Below are 24,013 nucleotides of genomic sequence, written 5' to 3'. Positions count from 1 at the left end.
ATGGAACATTCCATGAACAAGAAGGGTGTCGCATGACGCGCAAGACCGAAGAGACTCAGGCCGAGAATCCGAAGGTCGATCCGACCGACGAGTCCAACCGGATCAAGGATCCGGACGAGTGGACCACCGGCGGCGAGCCGATGACGGGGGCTCAGGCGTCCTACCTCAAGACGCTGTCCGAGCAGGCCAAATCCCCGGAGGCGTTCGAGCCCGATCTCGGTAAGGCCGAAGCCTCGAAGCGTATTGACGCGCTGAGGCAGGAGACGGGAAAGGCGTGACCACCGCCTCCGTTTTGAGCGCCCGGTTCCTCTGACGCGCATCTAAGCATGGCGCTGTCATGACTTGGCAGAGTGCTGGATCGATCCTCGCGATGGCAGATACGAAACGTATCATGCCATTGCCAAGCCAGCGGTGAGGTTGCCGGAGGCTGTCCGGATCGTATGATTTGAATCGTTGCACCGAACCATTTTCAGAAGCGCCGCCGTAAGTTCAGCGGTCATCTTAAGTTCGTCGCAACGTTGACCCGATAGGCTGCCAAAACTGTCACGCCTTCGGACCGATTCGCCGTGCGTCTGATCTCGACCGAGCGCGCTGCTCTCCTTGCCGTCCGGCTGCGTGCCGGTGTCGCCCGGCTCGCGCGGGAGACCGATGGCGCGACGATGATCGAGTATTCCCTGCTCACCGCCGTCATGGCCGCCAGCGTGGTCACCTGCATGACCCTCTTCGGCAAGGCGATGGGCGACATGTTCGACTCGATCGTGAAATACTACACGCTTGCCCAGTAGCGACCTGTGGGCTCAGTTGCGCGTCCCTGGCTTGCGCCGGCCGGACGAGTTGGTGGGCGCGTTCGGTTTGGGCGCTACCTCCGAGACCGGTTTCGGCTGTGCGTCGCCCGGGGCGGCGGAGCCCTCTTTCGGACTCCAGAAGGCGTCGAAGACATCGCGCATGGCCTTGACGTTCTGCTCCTGGACCTCCGCACCGGTCTGCAACATCTGCGAAATCACCTCCATCGACGCTTTGGTGGCGTCCGTCTGCGAATTCGCACTCTGTTTCGGCTCCTGGCGCAGCTGCGGGCGGGCTGGCGCTGGCCGGGGCGCCGGAGGCGTGGGTGCAGCTTGAGCCGAGGCTGCCGCGGTCAGCCCGTTCAGCCAATCGGCCCAGAGATTGCCGAAGTTCGGCGGGGTCTGCGCCGGCTCCGCCGCCGGGCTGGCGGGCGGGTTGAGAACGAGGTGGACGATCCCCGCCACGATCATCCCGGCCATCATCGGCAACATCTGACGCAAGGCCTGTGCGCCGACGCCGCTCGCGGTCGCGGCCTGTTGGATCACCGCTTGCGCCAGCATCGGTGAACCGAACATCCCCGACATCAGGTCCGGAGGTGTGGAGGGTCGGGATGCGGCGCCCGGCATACCGAGGCCGAACAGGCGACCGAACCCCATCGGATCCGCTCCCGCCTGGCTCTGGAGGCCGAGGGTCAGGGCGGGCATCAAGGCCTCCATGGCGCGCCGGGTCTGGTCCGGTGACAGCCCGAATTGCTGGCCGAACGCGCGCACGTTCGCATCGCTCTGGCCCTGGAGGATATCGAACATCGTGTACATGGTCGGGACGCCTCACGCCGCCTCGCGAAGAGGCCCGACGGGCCGCATTCGCAGGGAAGTGTGTCGCATCGGATCGACCCTGACCAGCCGCCGACCGTTTTCCGTGTCGATTTCGGCTGGGAAAGCCCCTCTCGTGTGACCAAATCGGCCCGTTAGATCGGCATTCCGCTCGAGGGCGCGGGAGAAGAGCCTGCCGTATCGGGTGTCGATGCCTCTCTCGGTTTCGGCTCTCGTGCGGGCCTTTCACCGCGCTCCAGCCTTCGAACGGTCCGGAAGGCGAGGGCGAGGCCGGCGAGTCCGAAGGCGATGGAGCCGAGCCCGGTCCCGGCGATCACCCCTTTCGGCCCGTAATACGCGGCGCCCACGAGGGCGGGCGGCATCGTGCCGAGTGTCGCCCGACCCCAATTCAGCAGGGTCGAGACGAAGGGCGAGCCGAGATTGTTGAAGGACGCATTCGCGAGGAACAGGAGCCCGTTGAAGAACCAGACCGGCCCGGCCACCAGGCAGAAGAAGCCGAACAGATCGGCGGCGATCCCGGTCAATTCGAAGGCGCGGGCCAGGGGCGCCCGGGCGAGCGCCAAGAGCAGCCAGACGAGAACGATGTAGAGGGCCGTCACCAGAGCGCCCTGCAGAAGCACGCCGCGCATCCGGTCGAATCGGCCGGCACCCCAATTCTGGCCGAGGATCGGGCCGATCGAGCCCGACATGGCGAACAATCCGCAGAACGCGACCGGGGCCAAGCGGTCGATCACCACATTGCCGGCGATCGCCTCCGGGCCGAACCCGGACAGGGCATGGGCCACGAAGGCGCTCGCGACCGAGGGGGCGAGGTTGGTCAGCACGGCCGGCAGCGCGATGCGCACCACCTCCGGCAGGTCACCGAGGATCCCCGACAGGCGCGGCCGCTCCAGCAGGCGGTGGCGCCGCAAGGCGTTTGCGCCGATCGCCACGAAGGTGAGCCGCGCCACGCAGACGGCGATGGCCGCTCCGTCGACCCCGAGACCAAGACCGAAGATCAGGGCCGGATCGAGGAAGACGGTGACGATGGCCCCACCGAGCGTGACCGACATCGCGTCCCGCGCCGCGCCGACGGCTCGCAGGAGGCCTGTCGCCAGCATGCCGGGACCGAGCAGCAGGTTCGACGGCAAACTGATCCAGAGATAGCGCTTGGCCACGTCCAGCGTGTGCCCCTCCGCTCCGATCGCCCGCAGCAGCGGATCGAGCACCGCGAGGAGACCCAGGACGAGGAGACCCGAGACGATCAGGACATGAACGTTGACCGAGGTCGCGATCCGCCGCGCGCCGGCCGGATCGCCCCGACCGATCGCCCGCGAGACCAGGGCGCCTGCCGCGATCATCAGGCCGATATTGATCGCGATGGCGAAGAACTGGACGATCGAGGCGAAGCCGACGGCGGCAGTGAGTGACGGATCCCCGAGCTTCGACACGTAGAACAGCGAGAGGAGGTCGACGGCGAAGATCGCCATCAGGCCGACCGAGCCGGTGCCGCTCATCACGACGACGTGGCGCAGGATCGAGCCCGTGACGAAGCGCGCCGGGCTCCCGCTCCCGGCCGTCGTCGCCCCGGATGTCGCCTCAGGCATCCCGTTCGGAATCCTCGGGCTCCAGCACGCGGGTGGCCGCCTCGTGGCGCTTCGTCTCGATCAAGCCGCGGGTTTCGGCGGAAAGGGCCCGCGAGGGCCGCGTCGGGGCGGTGAGCGGCTCGGGCCGCACCTCGGGGGCGCCCCGCATCCAGCCGCTGCCGTCCGGCATGGCCCCGGCCTGCTGCAGCACGAGGCGCGCGACGTCGCGCTTACGCACATCCTCGACCCGGCGCGCGGCGGCCTCCGCCGAGAGGCCGAGGCCTTCCAGCGTCGCACGGCCGAAGCCGAGGGCGGATTCGACGGTCTCGCGGAGTTGGAAATCGACGTCGCGGTTCATCAGCTCGATGGCGTGGGTGCGGTCGTAGGCGCGCACATAGGTGCGGACGTCGGCGAATTCCTCGTGGACGATGTCGACGATCTTGAGTGCGGCCTCCGCGTCGTCGATGCAGATGCAGATCAGGTCCGCCTTGGCGAGGCCGGAGGCCCGCAACACGTCCAGTCGGGTGCCGTCGCCGTAATAGATGCGGAACCCGAAACTCGTCGCCGCCCGGATCTGCCCGACATCCTTGTCGATGACCGTGATGCTGATGCCCTCCGCCAGCAGGACCTGCGCGAGGATCTGGCCGAAGCGGCCGAAACCGACGACGAGGACCCGGGTCTCTCCCGATTCCGCGACATCGCCGACATCCGTCGGCGGCACGGCCTCGCCTGAGCGGCGCGCGAAGGCCGCGTCGAGCCCTTTGGCGATGATCGGCCCGACCAGCATCGTCAGCGCCGCCAGCGCCACGCAGAAGCGGGGGACGTCGCCTTCGAGGATGCGCAGATCCGCGGCCGCCGGAAGGATCACGAAGGCGAACTCGCCCGCCGGGGCCAGAACGGCGGCCCCGCGCACGGCGTCGAGCCAGGGCGAGCCGAACAGCCGGAACAGGCCCGCCACCAGCACGACCTTGACCGCGATGGCGGCCAGGGTCGCCGCGATCAGCGCCACCCAATGGTTGGCCAGCAGCCCGCCATCGATCGACATGCCGACGCTCATGAAGAACAGGCCGAGCAGCATGCCGCGGAACGGCTCGATATCGGCCTCGAGTTGATGGCGGAAATTCGATTCGGCGAGCATCACGCCGGCCAGGAACGCCCCCATCGCCATGGAGAGGCCGGCCTTCTCCATCACCATGGCGGTGCCGAGCACGACGAGGAGGGCCGCCGCCGTCATCACCTCGCGACCACCGGCGGCGGCCAGAAGCCGGAAGAACGGGTTGAGGCCGTAGCGGCCGACGACCACCACGCCCGCGACCGCGGCGGCGGCCCGCGCCGTCGAGCGCAGGCCCTCGTCGAGCCACCCGTCCTTCGGCGTCGCGCCGGCCGAGGCGAGAAGCGGCAGCAGGGCGAGGATCGCCACCACCGAGATGTCCTGCAGCAGCAGCACCGCGAAGGATCGGCCGCCATAGGCGCTGCCGAGATCGCCCCGCTCCTCGAGGAGCTGCAGCGCCACCGCCGTCGCCGAGAGCGCCAGCGCGATGCCCACCACGGTCGCCGCGGCGGGCGTCAGGCCGAAGGCGAGTCCGGCGCCCGCCAGCGCCAGAGAACACAGAGCGAGCTGCGCGGTGCCGAGGCCGAAGATATCGCGGCGCATCGAGACGAGGCGGGAGATTTCCAGCTCCAACCCGACGATGAACAGCAGCAGCACGACGCCGATCTCGGCGACGCTCGCCGCGGTCTCCGGCTCGGCAATCAGCGAGAGTCCGGCCGGGCCGATCACGACTCCGGCGACGAGGTAGCCCAGCACCGCGCTCTGGCCGAGCAGACGCACGATCGGCACGCCGATCACCGCCGCCGACAGGAAGGTCAGGACCGGCGGCAGGAAGCTGGCATGGGTCGCGGCACTCGCCATGGACGCCTGGGATCAAATCCTTGGATCGAAGCCTTGGATCGCTTCGCGGGGACCGGGAAGATCCTTCCCCTTATCTTGCGAGGACCATTGTCGCGAGGCCGATTCGCGTGTCGTTCGTCACACGCCGCCTCATACCGGGCCCGCCCGAGGACTTTTCCGGCCCGAGACGCATCCCGAGGGCGATCAGGTGTTTTCCGGGTGGGGCTCACGCCGGGAGCCGGATGTGTTATGGGGTTTGCAACGGACAGGCCTTCTCATCCTGTCGCGGCTTTCGGGCTGGCCGCTGTTGACAGACCCTGCCACCCCTCTCCACATCCGCGAGATCATGAGCGCCGATACCATCAACCTCACCGCCGACCCCAACCGGGTCCCGCATCCGGCCGTGACGGGGGAGAAGCCACCCCTGGAGATCCTGCTCTGCGCACCGCGCGGCTTCTGCGCCGGCGTGGTACGGGCCATCGACGTGGTGGAGCGGGCGCTCGCGCTCTATGGGGCGCCGGTCTATGTCCGGCACGAGATCGTCCACAACAAATACGTGGTCGAGACGCTGAAGCGGAAGGGCGCTGTGTTCGTCCGCGAATTGGACGAGGTGCCCGATAGCGGCGCACCGGTCATCTTCTCGGCCCACGGCGTCGCCAAGACGGTGCCGCAGAACGCCGTCTCGCGCGGTCTCACCACCATCGACGCGACCTGCCCGCTGGTCACCAAGGTCCACCGCGAGGCCGAGATCCATCACAAGCGTGGGCGCCACGTGTTGCTGGTCGGCCATTCGGGTCATCCGGAAGTGGTGGGCACCATGGGCCAGCTGCCGAAGGGCTCGATCACCCTGGTCGAGGACATCGAGCAGATCGACGCCCTGAACCCCCCGTCCGAGCAGGCCCTCGCCTGGGTGACGCAGACGACCCTGTCGATCGACGACACCAAGCACATCGTCGAGGCGCTCAAGGCCAAGTTCCCGGGCATCCACGGCCCCCACAAGGACGACATCTGCTACGCCACCACCAACCGCCAGGAAGCGGTGAAGGAGGTCGCGCCGCGGGTCGATGCCCTGATCGTGGTCGGCTCGTCCAATTCCTCGAACTCGCAGCGTCTCCGCGAAGTCGCCGAGCGCGCCGGATGCCCGATCACCCGTCTCGTCCTGCGGGCCGAGGAAATCGATTGGGATGCCTTCAAGGATGTGCGCCGCCTCGGCCTCACCGCGGGCGCCTCGGCCCCCGAGGTGCTGGTGGAAGAGATCATCGACGCCTTTGCCGCCCGCTTCGACGTGACGGTCGATCAGGTCTCGGTGACGATCGAGGACATGTCGTTCCCGCTGCCGCGCGAGCTGCGCAGCGAGGCGGCCTAGCCGTCCTCTCGCTGTCTGCCGGGGCATCCGGCGACGACCCAGGGGCGCCCACGGCGCCCCTTTCCTTTGTGTGAACGGGCAAGCGATCCGTGGCGGTCTACACCGACGTTTCCGACGAGGCGCTGCGCGCCTTCCTCGCCGATTACGAGATCGGCGACCTGCTCGCGTGCAAGGGCATCGCGGAGGGCGTCGAGAACTCGAACTTCTTTCTCCACACGGAGGCCGGCAACTTCATCCTGACCCTCTACGAGAAGCGGGTGCGGGAAGAGGATCTTCCGTTCTTCATCAACCTGATGGGGCATCTTGCCCGGGCCGGGCTCGCCTGCCCGCAGCCGGTGCGCAACCGGTCGGGGACGGCGTTGGGGCGCCTCTGCGGCCGACCCGCCGCCATCGTGACCTTCCTCGACGGCGTCTCGCTCAGTCGCCCGAACGCGGAGCATTGCCGCGCCCTCGGCGCCGCCCTCGCCGGGCTCCACCAAGCCGGCCGCGACTTCTCCAGGCGTCGTGAGAACAACCTCTCGGTCGGGGCATGGCGTCCGCTGTTCCTGCAGGCGGAGGGCCAGGCCGATACGGTGGCGCCCGGCCTCGCCGCACGGACGCGGGCCGATCTCGACGTGCTCGAAGCCTCCTGGCCGGAGGGGCTTCCGTCCGGCGTGATCCACGCCGACCTGTTCACCGACAACGTGTTCTTCATCGGCGACGACGTGTCGGGACTCATCGACTTCTATTTCGCCTGCACCGACGCCTTCGCTTACGATCTCGCCATCAGCCTCAACGCATGGTGCTTCGACGCGGACGGCACCTTCCACCGCGACAAGGCGGGGGCCATGATCGCCGGCTACGATGCCGTGCGGAGGCTGGAACCGGCCGAGGTCGCGGCGCTTCCGATGCTGGCGCGGGGCGCGGCGATGCGCTTCATGCTGACCCGGCTGGTCGATTGGCTCAACGTACCGCCGGGCGCCCTGGTGCAGCCGAAGGATCCGCTCGAGTACGACCGGCGGCTGGCGTTCCATCGCCGCGCGAGCGATGCGCGGGATTACGGGTGGGTGGGATAGCGCACGCGCTCTTCCCCTCTCCCGTGGGGGAGAGGGGCCGCGATCGGCTCGCTCAGATGACCTTGAGCAGCGCTTCCGCGCCGGAAATCTCCGCCTTCGACGGCGTATCCTCGACGTTCAGCACCCGCACGACGCCGTCATCCACCAGCATGGCGTAGCGCTGCGAGCGCGTACCAAGGCCGAAGCCCGTGCCGTCCATCTCGAGGCCGGTCGCCTTGGCGAACTCGGCATTGCCGTCGGCCAAGAACTCGATACCCTCGGCGCCGCTCTGCTGCTGCCACGCGTTCAGCACGAACACATCGTTGACCGAGGTGACCGCGATGGCGTCGATGCCGCGCGACAGGATCGCGTCGCGGTTGGCGACGTAGCCCGGCAGGTGATTGCGATGGCAGGCGGGGGTGAAGGCGCCAGGGACGCCGATCAGGACGACGCGGCGGCCCTTGAACAGGTCGTCGGTGGTCTTGGCTTGCGGGCCGTCGGGGCCGTTCACCCGGAAGGTGACCTGGGGCAGGTGATCGCCGACCTGAATCGTCATCCGTGCTCTCCTCGCATCCTGTCGGGCAGGATTTCCACTTGTGCCCAGCCAGCGTTAGACGGGGGCCGGGTCCCTGTCGAGGCGCCGGGGCGGATCACGATCAAGAGCCTGTTTGCCTTATGGATCAACGGCCGCGAGCGGATTAGCATGGGGCCATGCAGAGCCCCGCATCCTCCCTCAAAGATCCGGCTTATCTCGACGGCCAGTTCCTGGTCGCCATGCCCGGCATTGGCGACGAGCGCTTCGCACGCTCGGTGATCTATCTCTGTGCCCACTCGGCGGACGGGGCGATGGGCATCATCGTCAACAAGCCGGTGGCCGATCTCAGCATGCCGGATCTGCTGATCCAGCTCGACATCGCCAGCGAGTCCGACGCGATCCGCCTGCGCGAGCGGGTCGGGCATATGCCGGTTCTGATGGGCGGGCCGGTCGATGCCAAGCGGGGCTTTGTCCTGCACACCGCCGACTTCCACATCGACCAGTCGACCCTCCAGATCGACGAGGGGGTGTGCCTGACCGCGACGGTGGAGATCCTCCGCGCCATCGCCGACGGGCGCGGCCCCTCCAACGCCGTCCTGGCGCTCGGCTATGCCGGCTGGCAGGCGGGCCAGCTCGAGAACGAGATCCTGGCGAATGGCTGGCTCAATTGCCCGGCCGACCCGGACCTGATCTTCGGAGCCGGCCTCGGCACCAAATACGATCAGGCCCTGCGCGGCATCGGGATCGATCCGCTGATGCTGTCGGCGGATGCCGGGCGGGCGTAAGACCGGCCTCTCCCTACCCACACCCTCATCCTGACGTGCGGAGCGAAGCCTCGAAGGAGGGCTCCGGGGATCGCGCGGCTGGCTGGAGCCCTCCTTCGAGGCTGCTCCGCAGCACCTCAGAATGAGGGGATAGGGGGGCGGGTGCGGCCGGCTACGGGAACACCCAACCTCCGACGATCCGCAGCCCGACCTCGCGGCCCTGAGCGAGCCGGGCGGTGTCGGAGGCTTCGACCACGACGGTCTTGGCGCCCTCCCGGTCGACTTCGATGCGTTGCCGACCCTGCGTCCGGTAGGAGGAACGCACGGTGCCGTGAAGATGGGCCGTATCGGCCTCCGCGAACTGGAGCTGCCAGGGCCGGGCATAGAGCTTGACCGGACCGGACAGGCCCTGCGGGGCCGTGAGCGGTGTCGGGCGACCCTGAACCAGCACCTGCCCGTTCTGCGCGATCGCCTCGACCTCGATCGTGTCGCCGAGGAACTTCAGCACCGTCGGGGAGACCGGGCGCTCCTGCACCTCGTCGGGGGTGCCGACCTGCTCCAATCGGCCACGATCGAGCACCGCCACGCGGTCGGATAGCTCCAGTGCCTCATCCTGATCGTGCGTGACGAAGATCGTGGTCTGGCCGGTCCGGTCGTGGATCTCCCGCAGCCAGCGGCGCAGGTCCTTGCGCACCTGGGCGTCGAGGGCGCCGAACGGCTCGTCGAGGAGCAACACCCGCGGCTCGACGGCGAGCGCGCGGGCCAGGGCGATGCGCTGACGCTGGCCGCCGGAGAGCTGCGACGGATAGCGGTCGGCAAAGCCCGACAGCTTGATCAGGTCGAGGAGATTGCCGACCCGGCGCTTGATCTCGGCCTTCTCGGGACGCTCGGAGCGGCGCCGGGCATTGAGGCCGTAGGCGATGTTCTGCGCCACCGTCATGTGCTTGAACAGGGCGTAGTGCTGGAACACGAAGCCGACCGCGCGCTGCTGCACCGGCACGCGCGTGGCGTCGTCGCCGCCGAAGATGATCCGGCCGCGATCGGGGAAGTCGAGCCCGGCGATGATGCGCAGGAGCGTCGTCTTGCCGGAGCCCGAGGGGCCCAGCAGCGCCAGCAATTCGCCCGCCCGGACGTCCAGGTTGAAATCGTGCAGGACCGCGGCCGTCTCGAAGGTCTTCGACAGATCCTCGATGCGGATCGCGGTGGCCTGGCCGATCCGATCAGTGACGCCGTGTGCCCGCCGCGATGTCGTCGGCGTAGCGCCACTCGAGGAGGGATTTGATGACGAGGGTGACAAGAGCGAGGCCGGCAAGGAGGGAGGCGACGGCGAAAGAGGCAACGAAGTTGTACTCATTGTAGAGGATCTCCACGTGCAGCGGCAGCGTGTTGGTGAGGCCCCGAATGTGGCCGGACACCACCGAGACCGCGCCGAACTCGCCCATCGCCCGGGCATTGCAGAGCAGGACCGCGTAGAGCAGGCCCCAACGGATATTGGGCAGCGTCACCGTCCGGAAGGCGTGCCAGCCGGAGGCGCCGAGCGTCAGCGCGGCTTCCTCCTCGGTGGTTCCCTGTTCCTGCATCAGCGGGATCAACTGACGCGCGACGAAGGGGAAAGTGACGAAGACGGTCGCCAGCACGATGCCCGGCACCGCGAAGATGATCTGGATGTCGTGTTCGAGCAGCACCGGCCCGAACAGCCCGCGCGAGCCGAATACCAGCACGTAGATCAGGCCCGACACGACGGGCGAGACCGAGAACGGCAGGTCGATCAGGGTGACGAGCAGGTTCTTGCCGCGGAACTCGAACTTGGCGATGGCCCAGGCCGCGGCCACGCCGAAGACGAGGTTGAACGGCACCGCGATGGCCGCCACCGTCAGCGTCAGGCGGATCGCCGATTGCGCGTCCGGCTCCGTGAAGGCGGCGAGATACGCGCTCCAGCCCTTCGCCAGCGCCTGCGCGAACACCGTGATCAGCGGCAGAACGAGGAACAGCGCGAGGAAGGTCAGGGCAACCGCGATCAGCAGCCAGCGGATCCAGGGACGCTCGGTCACCACGCTCTGGGCCGGACGGATGGTGCCGTCCCGTGAATCGGGGAGGGAGGCGACGGCGTCAGACATAGCCGAACCTCCGCCGGCTCCAGGCCTGGATCAGGTTGATGGCGAGCAGGGTCACGAAGGAGATCGCCAGCATGATCACCGCGATGGCGCTGGCCCCCTCGTAGTCGAACTCGGAGAGTTTGATGACGATCAGCAGCGGGGCGATCTCGGAGACGTAGGGCAGGTTGCCCGCGATGAAGATGATCGAGCCGTACTCGCCGACCCCCCGGGCGAAGGCGAGGGCGAAGCCCGTCAGCACCGCCGGAATGAGCGGCGGCAGCACGACCCGGGTGAGGGTCGCGATCCGCGAAGCGCCCAGGATCGCGCTCGCCTCTTCGACTTCCTTGTCGATCTCGGCGATGAGCGGCTGCACCGTGCGCACGGCGAAGGGCAGGCCGATGAACACCATCGCGATGAAGATGCCGACCGGCGTGTAGGCCGCCTCGATGCCGATCTTGGCAAGCTGCGCGCCCACCGCCCCGTTGGGGGCGTAGAGCGAGGCCAGCGCGATGCCGGCGACCGCCGTCGGCAGGGCGAAGGGGAGATCGACGACGGCGTCGGCGAGCTTGCGGCCCGGAAATTCGTAGCGCGTCAGCACCCAGGCGACGATGCCGCCGAAGATCGAAGCGGTGAGGGCGGCGAGCAGCGACACGCCGAAGCTGACGCGCAGGGCGCTCGCCACCCGCGGATCGGTGGCGACCGCCCAGATGCCCGCCGGTCCGAGCCCCGCAGCCTTGGCGACCAGGGTGGCGAGCGGCAGCAGCACGATCACCCCGAGGCAGGTGAGCGTGTAGCCGAGCGTGAGCCCGAAGCCGGGAATCACGGTCCGCTGGCGGAATCGCCGCTTTGGACGGGGAGCCTCGCTCATGAACTCAGCGCCCGGCCTTGCTCAACTGATCGAACAGGCCGCCATTGTCGAAATTGGCCTTCTGGATATCGTCCCAGGAGCCCAGGACGTCCTCGATCTTGAACAGCTTGATCGCGGGTAGGAGGGCGAGATCCTCCGCCTTGGCGGCCTCGCGCTTGATCGGCCGATAATGGTGCTTGGCGAAGATCGCCTGCGCCTTGTCGCTGTAGAGGAACTGCAGATAGGCCTCGGCCTGCTTGCGCGTGCCCTTCTTGTCGACATTGGCATCGACGAGCGCCACCGGCGGCTCGGCGTAGATCGAGGTCGGCGGAACGACGATGTCGAACTTGTCCTTGCCGAACTCCTCCAGCACGAGGAAGGCCTCGTTCTCCCAGGTGGGGAGGACGTCGCCGAGACCGCGCTGGGCGAAGGTCACGGTCGAGCCGCGGGCGCCGGTGTCGAGAACGGGCACGTTCTTGTAGAAGCTGCCGACGAAGGCGTTGGCCTTCTCCTTGTCCTTGCCTTCCTTCTCGTAGGCGTAGCCCCAGGCGGCGAGGAAGTTCCAGCGCCCGCCCGCCGACGTCTTCGGGTTCGGGGTGATCACCTTCACGTCGGGCTTGGCAAGGTCCGCCCAATCCTTGACCGCCTTCGGGTTGCCCTTGCGGACGAGGAACACGACCGTCGAAGTGTAGGGCAGGCCCTCGTTGGGAAGCTTGGTGCGCCAGTCCGCCGGGATCTTCTTCGAGATCTTGGAGATCGCGTCGATGTCGGAGGGGATGCCGAGCGTCACCACATCGGCCGGGATACCGTCGATGACGGTGCGGGCCTGCGCTCCCGAGCCGCCATGGGCAGCGCGGACCGTGATGGTCTCGCCGGTCTTGGCCTTCCATTCCTCGGCGAAGACCGCGTTGATCTCGCGATAGAGCTCGCGGGTCGGATCGTAGGAGACGTTGAGAATTTCGCTCTGCGCCCGGGCGCCGCCGGTGACGCCCAGCGTCAGCGCCAAGCCGAGGAACGCTGCCCGTCCGATGGGGGCGAGGGCGGTTCGGGTCGGTTTGCCTGAGATCACGTCGTCTCACCTCCGCGAGGCAGGCGCGGCCTGCCGATCGACGAAGGAAGTGTTCTTTTTAACGAACGATGTCAAGCGAGCGCTGGTGCGCTTGGAAATGCTGAATTCGACTTGGTGATCCTTCTGCAACCTATTGCATAGGATGGTAAGGGGTGGGGTAGAAAAAATTACTCCTCAGCGGCGCTTAGGTAGGAGGCGCTCCTCCTACCGCCATGTTCTATAGAAAGAACGTTTGTGGATGGTGAATGGGGCTGATCAGGCGGCTGCCCACTCGATGGCGAGCCACAGGCCTCGGGCGACGATGAACCACCACGTCATCGTCAAGGCCAATGCGCAGAACAGTCCCAGCATGGCGAAACGGCGATGGACGAGGCGGCGGATCGGGTCGGTGACAAGCTGCATCGGGTTTCCAGTTCGACGGAGGGGCTCGGTGTCGGAACGGGTCGGGCGTGCCGCCCCGATCCTCCTCCTGTCCTGTTTCGGGACATTCGCGTTCGGGCAGAGGAGGATTCGTTTAACCACCGCAACCCGTGGACCAGCCGACACCGACCCTCGACATCCTTGTTTCCGCTGCGGAATTCGATCGCGCCTGCGACGGCGAGCGGACGCGACGGCGCCTGGGCTCCCGTCTTGCAGTGCAGCGCGAAAGGCTCCGCCGCGGCGGGGACGCCCTCGATCGCTCGCTTCAGGCTGCCAATGTCCGCTTCCGAATACCCCGACACCGCATCGCGCCCGGCACCCGTGCTCGGCCTGTTCTCAGACGGTTTCGCCGCCCGGCGCGGCCCGTATCCCGCTGTCCTGCCCTTCACCCACGCCTGCGATCCGACGCATCGCTTCGCCTTCTCGGTGGCGGACGATTGGTATGGGCGCTGGAACGTTCTTCCGTGGCGCCCCCCGGCTGCGGCCATTCCGGAAGCAGCCATCGTCTCGCTGTCCCGTCCGCAGGATCGCGTACTGCATAGCTGAGCATTCCCCGGGTATCGGCTCTCATGAAGAGTGCCGATGCCCGGAGACAGACCGATGCGGCGCAAAGAAAGCACGTCGCCTCACAACCCACTATCCGGGCAGCCGGCTCGTTCTTAGGACCTTCCAGGATTGCGGCGACGTGTGCGACCGAGAGCGGCTTTCCCGCAGGCTCCGGCTTCGCTTAAGCTCGTCGAATGGAAGAGAATCAGCTCCGCGAATCCCGGGCGGCCCTCATCTTGATGGCGGTGGCGGTGTTCGCCGTGCTGGCCTTCGGCGCCGTGACCCTGATCGTCCAGGCGGGCTGAGAAGGGCGCTTCAGCTGGAGAGCTGCCGCAACTGGCGGTCGATCGCTTCGAGGGCACGCGCCTGATCGGGATCGGGCTCCGGACCGCTGACATAGGCGAGCGTCACGCGGGCGATGCGCAGGGCGGTCGCGAGGTCGCGACCTTCGCGGCGCGCCTGCTCGATCACGGTGGCGACATCCGCCATGACCTGAGCCTTCGCCTCGTATCCCCTCATGGCGCAAAGCCGCCTGTAAGCCCCGAGCCACCTCGGCGGCGGCCACGATCGTAGCATTGCCGGGAATGGCGATAAAACATGTCGGCGCGACCCATGATGTTTTCCACCGGCAAAGGCAACATCGCCGCTCAACGAGGCGGAAGAGCGACTTCGGCCCTTGTTATGGAGTTCGGCTGATTAACGTTGCCCGTTAGAGCACCTCCGTGCCGGCATTCTCCGGCCGTAGCGTTTCGGCTGCACCTTGAAACAGGCGTTCACTCGTCAGTTTGAGGAAGTAGAAGCCGAATTCCGGGTTCTGGTAATAAAGCTGCTTGACCTCCGAATAGCTGAGACAGAGGGCCGTGCCCGCCTCGACGCAGGCCAGCGAGCCGGTGCGCAGATTACCCGGCGAGAGCATGCCCAACTCGCCGACGATATCGCCGGCCTTCACATCGAGGCCGTGTTCGGCGATGCGGAAGCGCCCGCTCTCGATCAGATACATCTCCTCGGCCTTATCGCCCTTCAGGAAGAGCACGTCGCCGGCCCGAAAGCGCCGGGACGTGCCGAAGGGTTTCAACCAGTCCAGGGAGAGATCGCCGGAAGCCGCCTTCTCGGTGTCGCGGACGAGGCGGACCATCTGGTAGAGCCGCCACGCATTGAAGGGGATCTGGATCATCTCGGTCAGGACGACCGGCGCGCTGCCGATCAGGAAACCGTAGGTGATAACGGCACAACTGGCGCAGAGGGCCACGATCCGCAGAGGGATCATCGTGCTCATCGCTGTCGAGGCAATCGTCAGCCCCGTCCCAAGATAGCCGATCACCTCGATCCAGTTCATCGCCGCCCCCGCGTCGTCGTTACGGTCGCGGTTCGCACCGATCGTGCCCGAAATGCAAGATCAGCTTAGGTATCGGCGCGCTGATCCGGTGGCGACAAGCGTTCCGCGACCGAATCGGCGGCGCGGGTTCCCTCCTCGTAGGCGCCGCCCGCCGTGCCCCATTGCAGGCGGGAATTGGCCTCCCCGGCGAACCAGATCCGATCCGCCACCGGATCGCTGAGGATGGCCCGCGCAGGCGCGTGGCCCGGCGGCACGACTGCCCAGGATCCGCGCGACCACGGATCGTGGCGCCAACCGGTGACCACGGGCACGGCGAGATCGCCCAGGGCGCGGTGGCCGAAATGTTCGGCCAGGACGGCGCGGGCGAAGCGGCGTTCCGCGTCCGGCCCGACGCGGCGTGCGTCGGCGGATTCCGCCGAGGCTGCGTCGAGTTCGAAGTAGTGGAACGGCGTGTCGTCGATGCGGGTGAGCATTCCAGGCGGCTTGTGGCGGCCGCCGACGATGCTGGCGAGCCGGTCACGCCCGTGAAACGGCGCCGAGGGCCAGTGCAGCACGACATGCTCGTAGGTGCCGGAGAGGAAACCGTCGATCGCGGCGCGGCTGCGGGCCGGGAGGGGCGGATCGAAGCGTATCGTGCGCTGAAGTACCGGGATCGGCACGGTGACGATCACCGCCCGGGCCGCGAGCGTTCCGCCGTCGTCCAGGCGGATCTTCACGCCCGGACCGGTGAGATCGATGCCGGAGATCGCGGCGCCGAGGCGGATCGGCAGGCCGAGGGCGAGCCGGGCGAGATAGGCGCCGTAGCCACCGGCGATGAAGAAGTTGTCGCCGTATTCGAGGCTCGGCCAATCGTGCAGCGACACCTCGGTCAGCCTTCGACCGGAAACGAGGGCATGAACCAGACTGATCCGCTCCCGCCACGGCCCGAGGCTCGGCGGGACCGATCGCGCGGCCGGCCCATCCGCCTGCCGGCCGGCGGCAAGTGTCATCGCGCGGTCGGCCACGTCGAAGGCGCGGGAGAAGGCGGCCTGTTCGGAGGCCCGCCCGCGCCGATTCCCGACCCAGAGATGCCCGTCCTGGGCCGCCCGCCGCAGCGGCTCGCCGCGGGCATGGCCGAGCGCGACGAGCGGGTTGACCGGACCGGCATGGAGCCAGTGTGCTCCGAGATCGATCGGGTGGCCGCGTAAGGAGGCGGTGAAGGCGCGACCGCCGACCCGGTCGCGCGCCTCCAGCACGGCGACCGACACCCCGCGCGCCACCAATCGCCGGGCCGCCGCGATTCCGGCCGCGCCCGCACCGATCACGGCCACGTCCGGCGCGGCGGGCAGGGGGGAGAAGCGCGCGGGGGTGGTCGAGCGTAAGCGGGCGTGTTCAGGGGCGAGGGGCATGCGTTCCGGCTGCATGGCGGAGGGCGCCCGTCATGTCGGATGCGCCCCCGCTCGCAACAAGCGGTGCTCGATCCCGTCCGCGCGAAGAAAATCGAAGACGAAAGGGGTCACGGCTCGCTTCCTCAGCGTCCCGGTGCGGACCCCTTCGGATCGAGCACTTCCACCGTGCCGGATCGGTCGCCCCCCGGTCGCGGGCTGCCGGTCAGGGTGTAGATGCGCCCGCCATAGGTCACGGCACCGAAGCCGTGGCGGGCCGTCGGGAGGCGGGCGAGGGCGCGCCAGAGATTGGCCGGCAGGTCGAAGGCCTCGACCTCGTCGTAGGTCTTCACCTTGGACTCGCCACCGATCACGAAGACTTCGCGGCCGAGCACCGCCGATGCGACGCCGCTGCGCGCCGTCGGCAAGGGAGCGGCATCGCTCCAGCGGTCGGTGGCGGGATCATAGACCTGATTGATCGTGAGATTCCGGCTCGAATCGCCGTCGATCCGTCCACCCGTCGCGATGATGCGGCCCTCGACCGTTTGAACCGCCAAGTGATCGCGCGGTGCCGGGAGCGGTGCGGCGCTGGCCCAGGAATCGGTTGCCGGATCGTAGATCTCGTGAGTCGCGACGTTGATTCGGCCCGAGCCGCTGCCACCGACGACATGGATCTTGTCGCCCAGCGGCGTCGCGCCGCCCGCCGCCCGCGGCGTCGGCAGATCCGCGCGCCGTTCCCAGACATTCTTGCGTGGATCGTAGGACCAAGCCTTCTCGCTGGCCTCCCAGCCGTTCACGTAACCACCGAATACGAAGATTTTGCCGTCGCATTCCGCCGCCATGGTGTGGTGGACCGGATAGGGGAAAGCCGCGCCCTTGCTCCATGCGTCGGTGGCAAGGTCGTAGATCAGCAGTTCCGTGGCGCCATTGTAGTCGCCGATCACGTAGGCCTTGCCGTCCAGGGCCGCGACGGCGACCTCCGAGCGCTCGGCGGGGGCCGAACTGGCACCGGCCCAGGCGCCGACTTCATGGGCGGTCACCGGGCTCGCGGCCGAGAGGAGACCGAGCAGGATCAGGCAGGGGAGGGGGCGTCGGGTCATGTCGGGTCTCCGGCGTCTGTGCCGCAACAACGCGGCAAAGGGCCGGAGGGGGCCGGGCGTTGTCGGGGCTTGCGCCAGCGGGCCGTTGCGGCGAGAAACCCGGCGAGGCGGGCACGGGTCAGTGGATCGGGGGACTTTCGGCGCGATGCTCATCAAGGCCGCTGCCGCGGCTCTGCGCCAGGTGCTTTCCCCTGCGCTGCGCGGCATCCTCCTCAAGTCCTTGGCGCTCACGATCGGGCTGCTGATCGCGGTGTGGTTCGGACTCACCCGCCTGATCCAGGCCTTCCAGGCGAGCCACCACATCTCGGCGGATTATCCCTTCCTCGACACGCTGGCCTATTTCCTGGCCGGCGCCGGACTGTTCGTGGCCCTCGCCTATGTCATGCCGGCGGTCTCGATCCTCGTGGCAGGCTTCTTCCTCGACGATGTGGCCGAGATCGTCGAGCGGACCGATTTCCCCAGCGAGCCAACCGGTCGCGCGCTGCCCTTCGGCGCCGCGATGTGGTCGGCGGCGCGCTTCGCCGGGCTCGCTCTCGCGGTGAACCTCGTCGCGCTGATCCTCGTCTTCGTGCCGGGGGTGAACCTCATCGCGTTCTTCGGCGCCAATGCCTACCTGCTGGGCCGCGAGTATTTCGAACTCGCCGCAGGCCGCTTCCGGCCTCTGCCCGAGGCGCGGGCCATGCGCGAGCATTTCAGCGTCACGGTGATCCTCGCTGGCTGCCTGCTCGCCGGGTTGATGGTGGTCCCGATCGTCAACCTCGTCACCCCGCTCTTCGGCGTGGCGCTGATGGTCCATCTCCACAAGGGACTCGAGCGCAAGACGCTCCTCTCCGGTCCGGCCGGTCCGAACGCTCGCCTTCCCCACGGACCCTGAGCGCCCGGTCCGTCCGGCGGTGTTATCATTCGGGATGCGATGGTCGGAGCGCGGCGCCGGTCTCGCGGCGCACGGCGATCGATCCTCGCAATCACGATCCACCGGGTGGGAAGCCGCAAGGTGAGATCCTCCGCGTTGCCAGCCTTCGAGGCAACGCGGCGTCTCGTGAACGATTGTGCTGAAGATCGCTCGCGCCTTTAATCCGATTGGTTGCGTGCGTGTCGACACATCCAAGAGGCATGTCGATCCCTATATTCGGTGTCAGCAAAGAGAAACAGACCCGTTACGAGGGATGTGCTGCAGAAGGAGTATGAACACCCTATGAAGACGCGAGTCACCGCCGTTGTTGCCGCCGTTTTGCTCGGCGTTACCGCTCCGGTTTCTTCCGCCTTGGCCATTGGCACGGCCGCTCCGTTGGAGCGGAAGGTGCCCGTCACGATCTCCCATCCGGAAGTGACGGGGCCGCTGGGTGTTCACGACGACCCGAAGTTCACCCGTTGCCCGATGAGTTCGGCCGCGGAGGGCAATGCCAATCAGCAGCACTTTCCGGTCAAACAGTATGGCCAGACTTCGGGCGGTACGCGCTGCTGACCCCGACGGCGCGCTTGATCAAAGCGGGCCGATAGGGACGAAAAATACTGCAAGATTGTGGTTTCGGCTGGCGTTATATCAGCCGAAATCACTCCGCAAGGGGAACTGATCTTCCGAAATTTTTCCCGGTTCACCGGGTTGATCCGATGTCACGGCGTTGTGATGGATCGAACCCCGTAGCGGCCCGCATTGTGCCTCAGGACCTAGGGCCGTCCGGCTCGGGTCCAGAGCGATCTGCGGACGCCATCGAAACCCAGAAACCCGATCTCGAGAATCCAGGAGTCGATCGAAGATGCAGCTGAAGCCCATTTCCTACGCCATGATCGCCGTGTTCGCCTGTGGCCTTATCGTGACGGCCGTCGGTTCGGTCAGCGTGCTGATGGGCCTCTGATCGGGCGCATCACGGCCACTGGCCGCTCATCCCCGACGGAAGACCGCATCGCGGTCGAGCCGAAGCAGGAGGATGACCGGTAGAAGACCGATCCCCACGATCAGGAGCGCGGCGGCGGCACCGTCCTCGTAGGTGCCGCGCGCCGCCTCTCCATAGAGATGCGTGCTCAAGGTTTCGACATTCAGCGGACGCAGGAGCAATGTCAGCGGCAGCTCCTTGGCGATATCCACGAAGGCCAGCAAGGCTCCGCTCAGGAGCGCGGGCCAAGCCAGCGGCATCTGCACGGTGAGAAGCGTGGCAACCGGCCCCCGTCCAAGGACTCGGGCCGCATCGGGAATCGTGCGCGGGATGCGCGCGAGCCCAGCCTCCGTCGCCCCCACCGATACGGTCAGGAACCGCATCCCGTAACCGAGCACCAGGGCGCCGCCCGTCCCGAGCCCGACGAGGGCCAAGGGGGAGCCCGTCAGGGCCGCCATTCCGGAATCGAGCAGCGCCAGGGGCGTGAGCAGGCCGACCGCGAGCACGGTGCCCGGCATGGCGTAGCCGAGAGCCGCGATGCGGATCATTGCGGCCCCCGATCGGCGCCCGAGCAGGCCGGGTGCCGCCGCGATCAGCAGGCCGGCGACGACGGTCAGCAGCGTGGCGGCGCTTGCATACAAGACGGTGTTGCCGGCCTCCGCCAGAAGCGTGTCGGGCAATCCCGCGCCTCGGATGCGTTGCCACGCCGAGACCACGAGATGGCCTGCGGGCAGCAGGAAGCCGACGAGCACGGGGAGGCCTCCTAGCATGAGGGCCGCGATGGCTCGACCGCCCCGGAGCCGCCGCCGCGCCGACATCCGCTCCCGCTGTCCCGAACCGGCAAAGCCGCGCCCGCCGCGGGCGAACCGTTCCAGGCCGACGAGCAGCAGGACGCCGGTCAGCATCATTAGGGCGATCTGCGCTGCACCGGGCAGGTCGGATCGGTTCACCCAGGTCGCGTAGACCTGCACCGTCAACGTGCGGACACCCAGGAATTCCGCGGCGCCGACATCGTTGAGGGCCTCCATCAGGGCGAGCCCGGTGCCGAGCGCCACGGCCGGCCGGGCGAGCGGAAGCGCCACGCGCAGGAAGGTGCGGCCCGGCCCGGCGCCGAGCATGCGCGCTGCCTCAAGCAGGCTGCCGGCCCGCATCAGGAACAGGGCCCGCGTCGGCAGATAGACGTAGGGATAGAGGACGAACCCGAGGAGCAGGATGCAGCCGGGCAGGGAGCGCAGGTCCGGCAGAACGAGGTCGCGCGGGCTGGCTAGTCCCAGCATGGCCCGCAAGCCGCTCTGTATCGGGCCGAGCGGATGCATCAGGTCGAGATAGGCATAGGCCACGACATAGGTCGGCACCGCCAGGGGCAGCAGCAGCGCGGCATCGAGCCAGCGCCGACCGGGAAACTCGAAGGCCGAGACGAGCCACGCCGTCCCTGTGCCGAGGCCGATCACGAGGAGCCCGACGCCCCCGAGAACAAGAGCCGTATCCCGGATCGCCTGCGGCAGCACGTAGGCGGCGAGATGCGGCCAGAGTTCGCCCGTGCCATCGACCGCCGTCGCCATCAGCGAGAGGACGGGCGACAGCAAGAGCGCTGCGAGCGCCAGGGCTGCCGCCCAGCCCAAGCCACGCGCGGCCGACATCGTGGGAGCGGGGTTCAGTTGTCGAAACCCACCTTGTCGACGAGAAGGCTCGCCGCCTTGCGGTTCCGGGCGATCTCGACCAGCGACGTCGTGTCGATGCTGAGCGTCCCGAACGCGGACAGCAGCGGATCCACCGCGGCCCCGGGCTTCACGGGGTACTCGTAATCCGTCTTGGCATAGAGCGCCTGGGCTTCGTCCGAGACGAGATATTCCAGAAGCTTGACCGCTTCCTCGCGGTTCGGCGCATGCTTGGCGACGATGGCGCCCGAGACGTTGACGTGGGTGCCGCCGTTCTCGAAGGTCGGTAGCACGACCTTGATCGCGTCTCCCCATTTCTGCTGATCAGGCCCGCCGCGGCCGGAGCGCATCAGTCCGACATAGTAGGAGTTGGCGAGGCCGATCTCGCAGAGATCGGCGGCGATGTCGCGGGCGACATCCCGATCCCCGCCCGTGGCCTTGCGCGCAAGATTGGCCTTCACGCCCCTGAGCCAAGCTTCCGTCTTGTCCGGGCCATGGCGGAGCAGGAAGGCGGAGATCAACGCGGTGTTGTAGGGGTGCTGACCGGGGCGGATGCAGATCTTGCCCTTCCAGGCCGGATCGGCGAGCGATTCGTAGGTGGCGGCTTTGAGATCCGCCAAGTCCTTGTCGGCGTAGAGCACGCGCGCGCGCATGGAGAGGCCGAACCAGCGTCCCTCCGCGTCGCGAAGGGTCGCCGGCACCGCCGATTCGAGGGTCGCGGAACGGACCGGCTGGGCGAGATCACGGTCGACCAGCTCGATCAGATTGCCGATATCGACGGTCATGACGACGTCGGCGCTGGACCGGGGGCCCTCCGCCGCGACGCGCTCGGCCAAGCCCTTCTCGACGAACACCGTGTTGACCTTCACCCCGCTCTTCGCGGTGTAGGCGTCGAGCAACGGTCGGATCAGGCCCGGTTCGCGGGTCGTATAGAGATTGACCTCTGCAGCCTGCGCGGCGCCGGCAAGCATCATTGCCCAACCTATGCAGGCAAAACATCCGGCATTATGCAGGCGCGACATGTAAAGATTCCCCCGGTTCGTCGAGACGAGCCGGGTGTTATACATGGATTGACTATCCGGCAAGGCAGATTTGTTTATATTTATTCTAAATATACTTTAGGCATCGTCGGTTCTGGCCCGATCGCCGAACACCAGGGTTCTGTCCGCCACGAGGCTGATGCCGACGATGTCCGTCGGCTCGGCATCGGCCGGTAGGGTGACCTGCAACGATCGATCGAGGCCTTCGACGGCGAGCTCCAGGCGGAGGGCCGAACCGGCGAAGGTCCGGCGCAGGACTCGGGACGGACGGCCCTCGCCGACGGGCCCGATTCGGATCGCCTCCGGCCGCAGGCAGACCCGCACGGCGCCTTCGCCGATCCGGGAGGGCCGGGGCAGGGAGCCGAGGGGCGTCTCGATACCGCCCCCGACGGCGTGCCCGGGAATCTCGACGATGGCGCCGAGCGCGCGCGCGGCGGCAGGGCTTTCGGGAGAGCGGTAGAGCGTCTCCGCCGTTCCACACTGGAGCAGGCGACCCTGACGCATCAGGGCGATGCGGTCGGCCACCTCGACCGCCTCCGCCGCATCGTGCGTCACCAGGATGGCGCTGGCCCCCGCCTGCCGGAGAACCGACACGGTGTCGGCCCGGACCCGATCGCGGGTCCCCGCATCGAGATTCGAGAACGGTTCGTCGAGAAGGAGAACCCGCGGGCGCGGCGCGAGTGCGCGGGCCAGCGCCACCCGCTGCGCCTCTCCACCGGACAGGGTGCCCGGGTAACACTCCGCCTTATCGGCCAGACCGACTTCGGCAAGCCGCTCCAGGGCGACGCGCCGCCCCTCGGCGCGGTCGAGGCGGCGCAGGCCGAAGCGAACATTGGCCAGGACGGTGAGATGAGGAAACAGGGCGTAGTCCTGAAACATCAGCCCGACGCCGCGCGCCTCCGGCGGCACCGAGCGACCATTCCCGGCAACGGGGCGGCCATCGATCCTGATCTCGCCCGCATCCGGCTCATCAAGACCAGCGATCAGTCGCAACAGGGTGCTCTTGCCGCATCCGGAATCACCGAGCACGGCGAGGATCTCGCCGGCATCGAGTGTCAGGGAGACGCCGTCGAGAGCGAGGGCGCGGCCATAGCGCCGGCTCACCGCCTCCACGGCCAATCGCGGTGTCTCGAGAGCCCGCTCCTCCGTCATACCGCGACCGGACAATCCGACACTCCGCTGGACATCGTGCGCCCCGGTCGTGCCGCGACTTTACGGAGAACGCCCCAACCCGCCCCCGTCATCCCGACGCGTATGCGAGGGGAGGCGAATGGGTCGAAGACGGGGCGGGGGCGATCTTCTCAAAGCCCGCGCCCCGTGATATCCGGCCCCTCATGCGGGTGTAGCTCAATGGTAGAGCAGCAGCCTTCCAAGCTGAATACGAGGGTTCGATTCCCTTCACCCGCTCCATTCCGCCTTTGTGATCCTCGCGTCGGCCCATCCCGTTCGGCCGCAGAACGCGATCCAAGGGACGAAAAACCCCAGTAGCTGCGAAACGACTTAGAGCAGCAAGCCGCGGGCCTGCGCTTCGGTTCGGACCGTATCGAGCAGGGCGCGCGAGGCGATGAGCCTGCGGTCCAGCATCGGATCGGTCAGCCGATCGATGAAGATCGGTGCGGTCCCGCGGGCCTCCCGCGTCCGCTTCTCAAGATCGGATCCTAGGGCGCGCAGATACGGGATGCCCATCGGGCCGAGGCGGTCGAGGGTCGGGCCGAGTTCCGAGAGAAAGTCCCGCGAGAGACCCGCGAGCCCGACCTGAGCGCTCGCGTAGGCTCCGATCAGGCTGTGCGCGCGCCCGACCGCTTCCTGGGGAAAGGGGGTTCGGAACATGATCGAACGGCTCCCGCAAGCGACGGGGATTCTGGAGCAACGTGCGGAATCACGGCCGGTTC

The 24,013-nt window shown here is 67.7% G+C and carries 25 protein-coding genes and 1 tRNA gene; 9 read left to right on the top strand and 17 right to left on the bottom strand.

The features are described 5' to 3' along the window. The first annotated feature begins 32 nt into the window (after positions 1 to 32). Positions 33 to 278, top strand: a complete 246-nt coding sequence (locus tag OWC43_RS22860) for a DUF3072 domain-containing protein (RefSeq protein ID WP_137828558.1) — start codon at positions 33 to 35, stop codon at positions 276 to 278. Between the two features lie 288 nt (positions 279 to 566). Continuing rightward, positions 567 to 785 carry a Flp family type IVb pilin gene (locus OWC43_RS22855; protein ID WP_137828559.1) on the top strand — a complete coding sequence of 73 codons (219 nt, stop codon included), beginning with the start codon at positions 567 to 569 and terminating at the stop codon, positions 783 to 785. A gap of 12 nt (positions 786 to 797) precedes the next feature. Here the strand turns inward: OWC43_RS22855 and OWC43_RS22850 are convergent, their stop codons facing one another. The 3 genes from OWC43_RS22850 to OWC43_RS22840 form a co-directional block, all read right to left on the bottom strand. Then, entirely contained in the window at positions 798 to 1,589 is a 792-nt protein-coding gene (locus tag OWC43_RS22850; RefSeq protein ID WP_393958434.1) for a DUF937 domain-containing protein, read from the bottom strand. 161 nt (positions 1,590 to 1,750) lie between these two features. Continuing rightward, on the bottom strand, positions 1,751 to 3,202 hold the full coding sequence (locus OWC43_RS22845; RefSeq protein WP_137828561.1) for an MATE family efflux transporter: 1,452 nt from the start codon (positions 3,200 to 3,202) through the stop codon (positions 1,751 to 1,753). Beyond that, positions 3,195 to 5,093, bottom strand: a complete 1,899-nt coding sequence (locus OWC43_RS22840) for a monovalent cation:proton antiporter-2 (CPA2) family protein (RefSeq protein ID WP_137828562.1) — start codon at positions 5,091 to 5,093, stop codon at positions 3,195 to 3,197. The genes OWC43_RS22845 and OWC43_RS22840 overlap by 8 nt, the downstream gene beginning before the upstream one ends. 325 nt (positions 5,094 to 5,418) lie before the next feature. On the opposite strand from OWC43_RS22840, the gene ispH reads away from it, so the two are divergent. After that, positions 5,419 to 6,438, top strand: a complete 1,020-nt coding sequence (gene ispH / locus OWC43_RS22835; RefSeq protein WP_393958433.1) for a 4-hydroxy-3-methylbut-2-enyl diphosphate reductase — start codon at positions 5,419 to 5,421, stop codon at positions 6,436 to 6,438. 89 nt (positions 6,439 to 6,527) lie between these two features. Beyond that, positions 6,528 to 7,493 carry a homoserine kinase gene (gene thrB, locus OWC43_RS22830; protein WP_393958432.1) on the top strand — a complete coding sequence of 322 codons (966 nt, stop codon included), beginning with the start codon at positions 6,528 to 6,530 and terminating at the stop codon, positions 7,491 to 7,493. A 52-nt stretch (positions 7,494 to 7,545) separates the two neighbouring features. Here the strand turns inward: thrB and OWC43_RS22825 are convergent, their stop codons facing one another. Further along, complete coding sequence (locus tag OWC43_RS22825; RefSeq protein WP_137828565.1) at positions 7,546 to 8,028, bottom strand: peroxiredoxin; 483 nt, start codon at positions 8,026 to 8,028, stop codon at positions 7,546 to 7,548. A 155-nt stretch (positions 8,029 to 8,183) separates the two neighbouring features. Between OWC43_RS22825 and OWC43_RS22820 the strand changes: the two genes are divergently transcribed. Then, entirely contained in the window at positions 8,184 to 8,792 is a 609-nt protein-coding gene (locus OWC43_RS22820) for a YqgE/AlgH family protein (protein ID WP_137828566.1), read from the top strand. Between the two features lie 151 nt (positions 8,793 to 8,943). Here OWC43_RS22820 and OWC43_RS22815 read toward each other — a convergent pair whose 3' ends face one another. The 5 genes from OWC43_RS22815 to OWC43_RS22795 all read right to left on the bottom strand — a co-directional run bounded on the left by OWC43_RS22815 (position 8,944) and on the right by OWC43_RS22795 (position 13,185). Beyond that, positions 8,944 to 9,987, bottom strand: coding sequence for a sulfate/molybdate ABC transporter ATP-binding protein (locus OWC43_RS22815; protein WP_137828598.1), 1,044 nt, complete (start codon positions 9,985 to 9,987; stop codon positions 8,944 to 8,946). A 4-nt stretch (positions 9,988 to 9,991) separates the two neighbouring features. Then, positions 9,992 to 10,888, bottom strand: a complete 897-nt coding sequence (gene cysW / locus OWC43_RS22810; protein ID WP_393958431.1) for a sulfate ABC transporter permease subunit CysW — start codon at positions 10,886 to 10,888, stop codon at positions 9,992 to 9,994. Next, positions 10,881 to 11,735 (bottom strand): sulfate ABC transporter permease subunit CysT, encoded by an 855-nt coding sequence (cysT, locus tag OWC43_RS22805; RefSeq protein ID WP_393958430.1) that lies wholly within the window; start codon positions 11,733 to 11,735, stop codon positions 10,881 to 10,883. Before cysT ends, cysW begins: the two co-directional genes overlap by 8 nt. A 4-nt stretch (positions 11,736 to 11,739) precedes the next feature. After that, a complete protein-coding gene (locus OWC43_RS22800) occupies positions 11,740 to 12,783 on the bottom strand; it encodes a sulfate ABC transporter substrate-binding protein (protein WP_393958429.1) in 1,044 nt (347 codons plus the stop codon). Positions 12,784 to 13,038: 255 nt separating this feature from the next. Then, positions 13,039 to 13,185, bottom strand: coding sequence for a hypothetical protein (locus OWC43_RS22795; protein ID WP_171015433.1), 147 nt, complete (start codon positions 13,183 to 13,185; stop codon positions 13,039 to 13,041). A 294-nt stretch (positions 13,186 to 13,479) separates the two neighbouring features. On the opposite strand from OWC43_RS22795, the gene OWC43_RS22790 reads away from it, so the two are divergent. After that, a complete protein-coding gene (locus OWC43_RS22790) occupies positions 13,480 to 13,749 on the top strand; it encodes a hypothetical protein (protein ID WP_393958428.1) in 270 nt (89 codons plus the stop codon). Positions 13,750 to 14,064: 315 nt separating this feature from the next. Here OWC43_RS22790 and OWC43_RS22785 read toward each other — a convergent pair whose 3' ends face one another. The 4 genes from OWC43_RS22785 to OWC43_RS22770 form a co-directional block, all read right to left on the bottom strand. Next, positions 14,065 to 14,268 carry a hypothetical protein gene (locus OWC43_RS22785; protein ID WP_137828571.1) on the bottom strand — a complete coding sequence of 68 codons (204 nt, stop codon included), beginning with the start codon at positions 14,266 to 14,268 and terminating at the stop codon, positions 14,065 to 14,067. 190 nt (positions 14,269 to 14,458) lie between these two features. Next, positions 14,459 to 15,085 carry a cyclic nucleotide-binding domain-containing protein gene (locus OWC43_RS22780; protein WP_137828572.1) on the bottom strand — a complete coding sequence of 209 codons (627 nt, stop codon included), beginning with the start codon at positions 15,083 to 15,085 and terminating at the stop codon, positions 14,459 to 14,461. A gap of 65 nt (positions 15,086 to 15,150) precedes the next feature. Beyond that, positions 15,151 to 16,473, bottom strand: a complete 1,323-nt coding sequence (locus tag OWC43_RS22775) for a flavin monoamine oxidase family protein (RefSeq protein WP_393958427.1) — start codon at positions 16,471 to 16,473, stop codon at positions 15,151 to 15,153. 122 nt (positions 16,474 to 16,595) lie between these two features. Continuing rightward, positions 16,596 to 17,549 (bottom strand): Kelch repeat-containing protein, encoded by a 954-nt coding sequence (locus OWC43_RS22770; protein ID WP_393958426.1) that lies wholly within the window; start codon positions 17,547 to 17,549, stop codon positions 16,596 to 16,598. 145 nt (positions 17,550 to 17,694) lie between these two features. Here OWC43_RS22770 and OWC43_RS22765 point away from each other — a divergent pair, with 145 nt between their 5' ends. Then, positions 17,695 to 18,423 carry a sulfate transporter family protein gene (locus tag OWC43_RS22765; protein ID WP_393958425.1) on the top strand — a complete coding sequence of 243 codons (729 nt, stop codon included), beginning with the start codon at positions 17,695 to 17,697 and terminating at the stop codon, positions 18,421 to 18,423. A gap of 321 nt (positions 18,424 to 18,744) precedes the next feature. Continuing rightward, the gene (locus OWC43_RS22760; RefSeq protein ID WP_393958625.1) at positions 18,745 to 19,014 is read left to right on the top strand and encodes a hypothetical protein; all 270 of its coding nucleotides are present in this window, start codon (positions 18,745 to 18,747) and stop codon (positions 19,012 to 19,014) included. A gap of 417 nt (positions 19,015 to 19,431) precedes the next feature. On the opposite strand, the gene OWC43_RS22755 is transcribed toward OWC43_RS22760, so the two are convergent. The 3 genes from OWC43_RS22755 to OWC43_RS22745 all read right to left on the bottom strand — a co-directional run bounded on the left by OWC43_RS22755 (position 19,432) and on the right by OWC43_RS22745 (position 23,273). Further along, the gene (locus OWC43_RS22755; RefSeq protein ID WP_393958424.1) at positions 19,432 to 21,063 is read right to left on the bottom strand and encodes an ABC transporter permease; all 1,632 of its coding nucleotides are present in this window, start codon (positions 21,061 to 21,063) and stop codon (positions 19,432 to 19,434) included. 14 nt (positions 21,064 to 21,077) lie between these two features. Further along, positions 21,078 to 22,103, bottom strand: coding sequence for an extracellular solute-binding protein (locus OWC43_RS22750; protein WP_393958423.1), 1,026 nt, complete (start codon positions 22,101 to 22,103; stop codon positions 21,078 to 21,080). Between the two features lie 96 nt (positions 22,104 to 22,199). After that, the gene (locus OWC43_RS22745) at positions 22,200 to 23,273 is read right to left on the bottom strand and encodes an ABC transporter ATP-binding protein (RefSeq protein ID WP_393958624.1); all 1,074 of its coding nucleotides are present in this window, start codon (positions 23,271 to 23,273) and stop codon (positions 22,200 to 22,202) included. Positions 23,274 to 23,457: 184 nt separating this feature from the next. Here OWC43_RS22745 and OWC43_RS22740 point away from each other — a divergent pair. Beyond that, positions 23,458 to 23,531, top strand: a tRNA-Gly gene (locus OWC43_RS22740). A 90-nt stretch (positions 23,532 to 23,621) separates the two neighbouring features. Here the strand turns inward: OWC43_RS22740 and OWC43_RS22735 are convergent. Continuing rightward, a complete protein-coding gene (locus OWC43_RS22735) occupies positions 23,622 to 23,951 on the bottom strand; it encodes a hypothetical protein (RefSeq protein WP_393958422.1) in 330 nt (109 codons plus the stop codon). Positions 23,952 to 24,013 lie beyond the last annotated feature (62 nt).

The sequence above is a fragment of the Methylorubrum sp. POS3 genome (genome assembly GCF_043352485.1).
Taxonomy (GTDB): domain Bacteria; phylum Pseudomonadota; class Alphaproteobacteria; order Rhizobiales; family Beijerinckiaceae; genus Methylobacterium; species Methylobacterium suomiense.
Note: the sequence above shows the minus strand (reverse complement) of the source record. Positions and strands in the feature narration are given on the sequence as shown.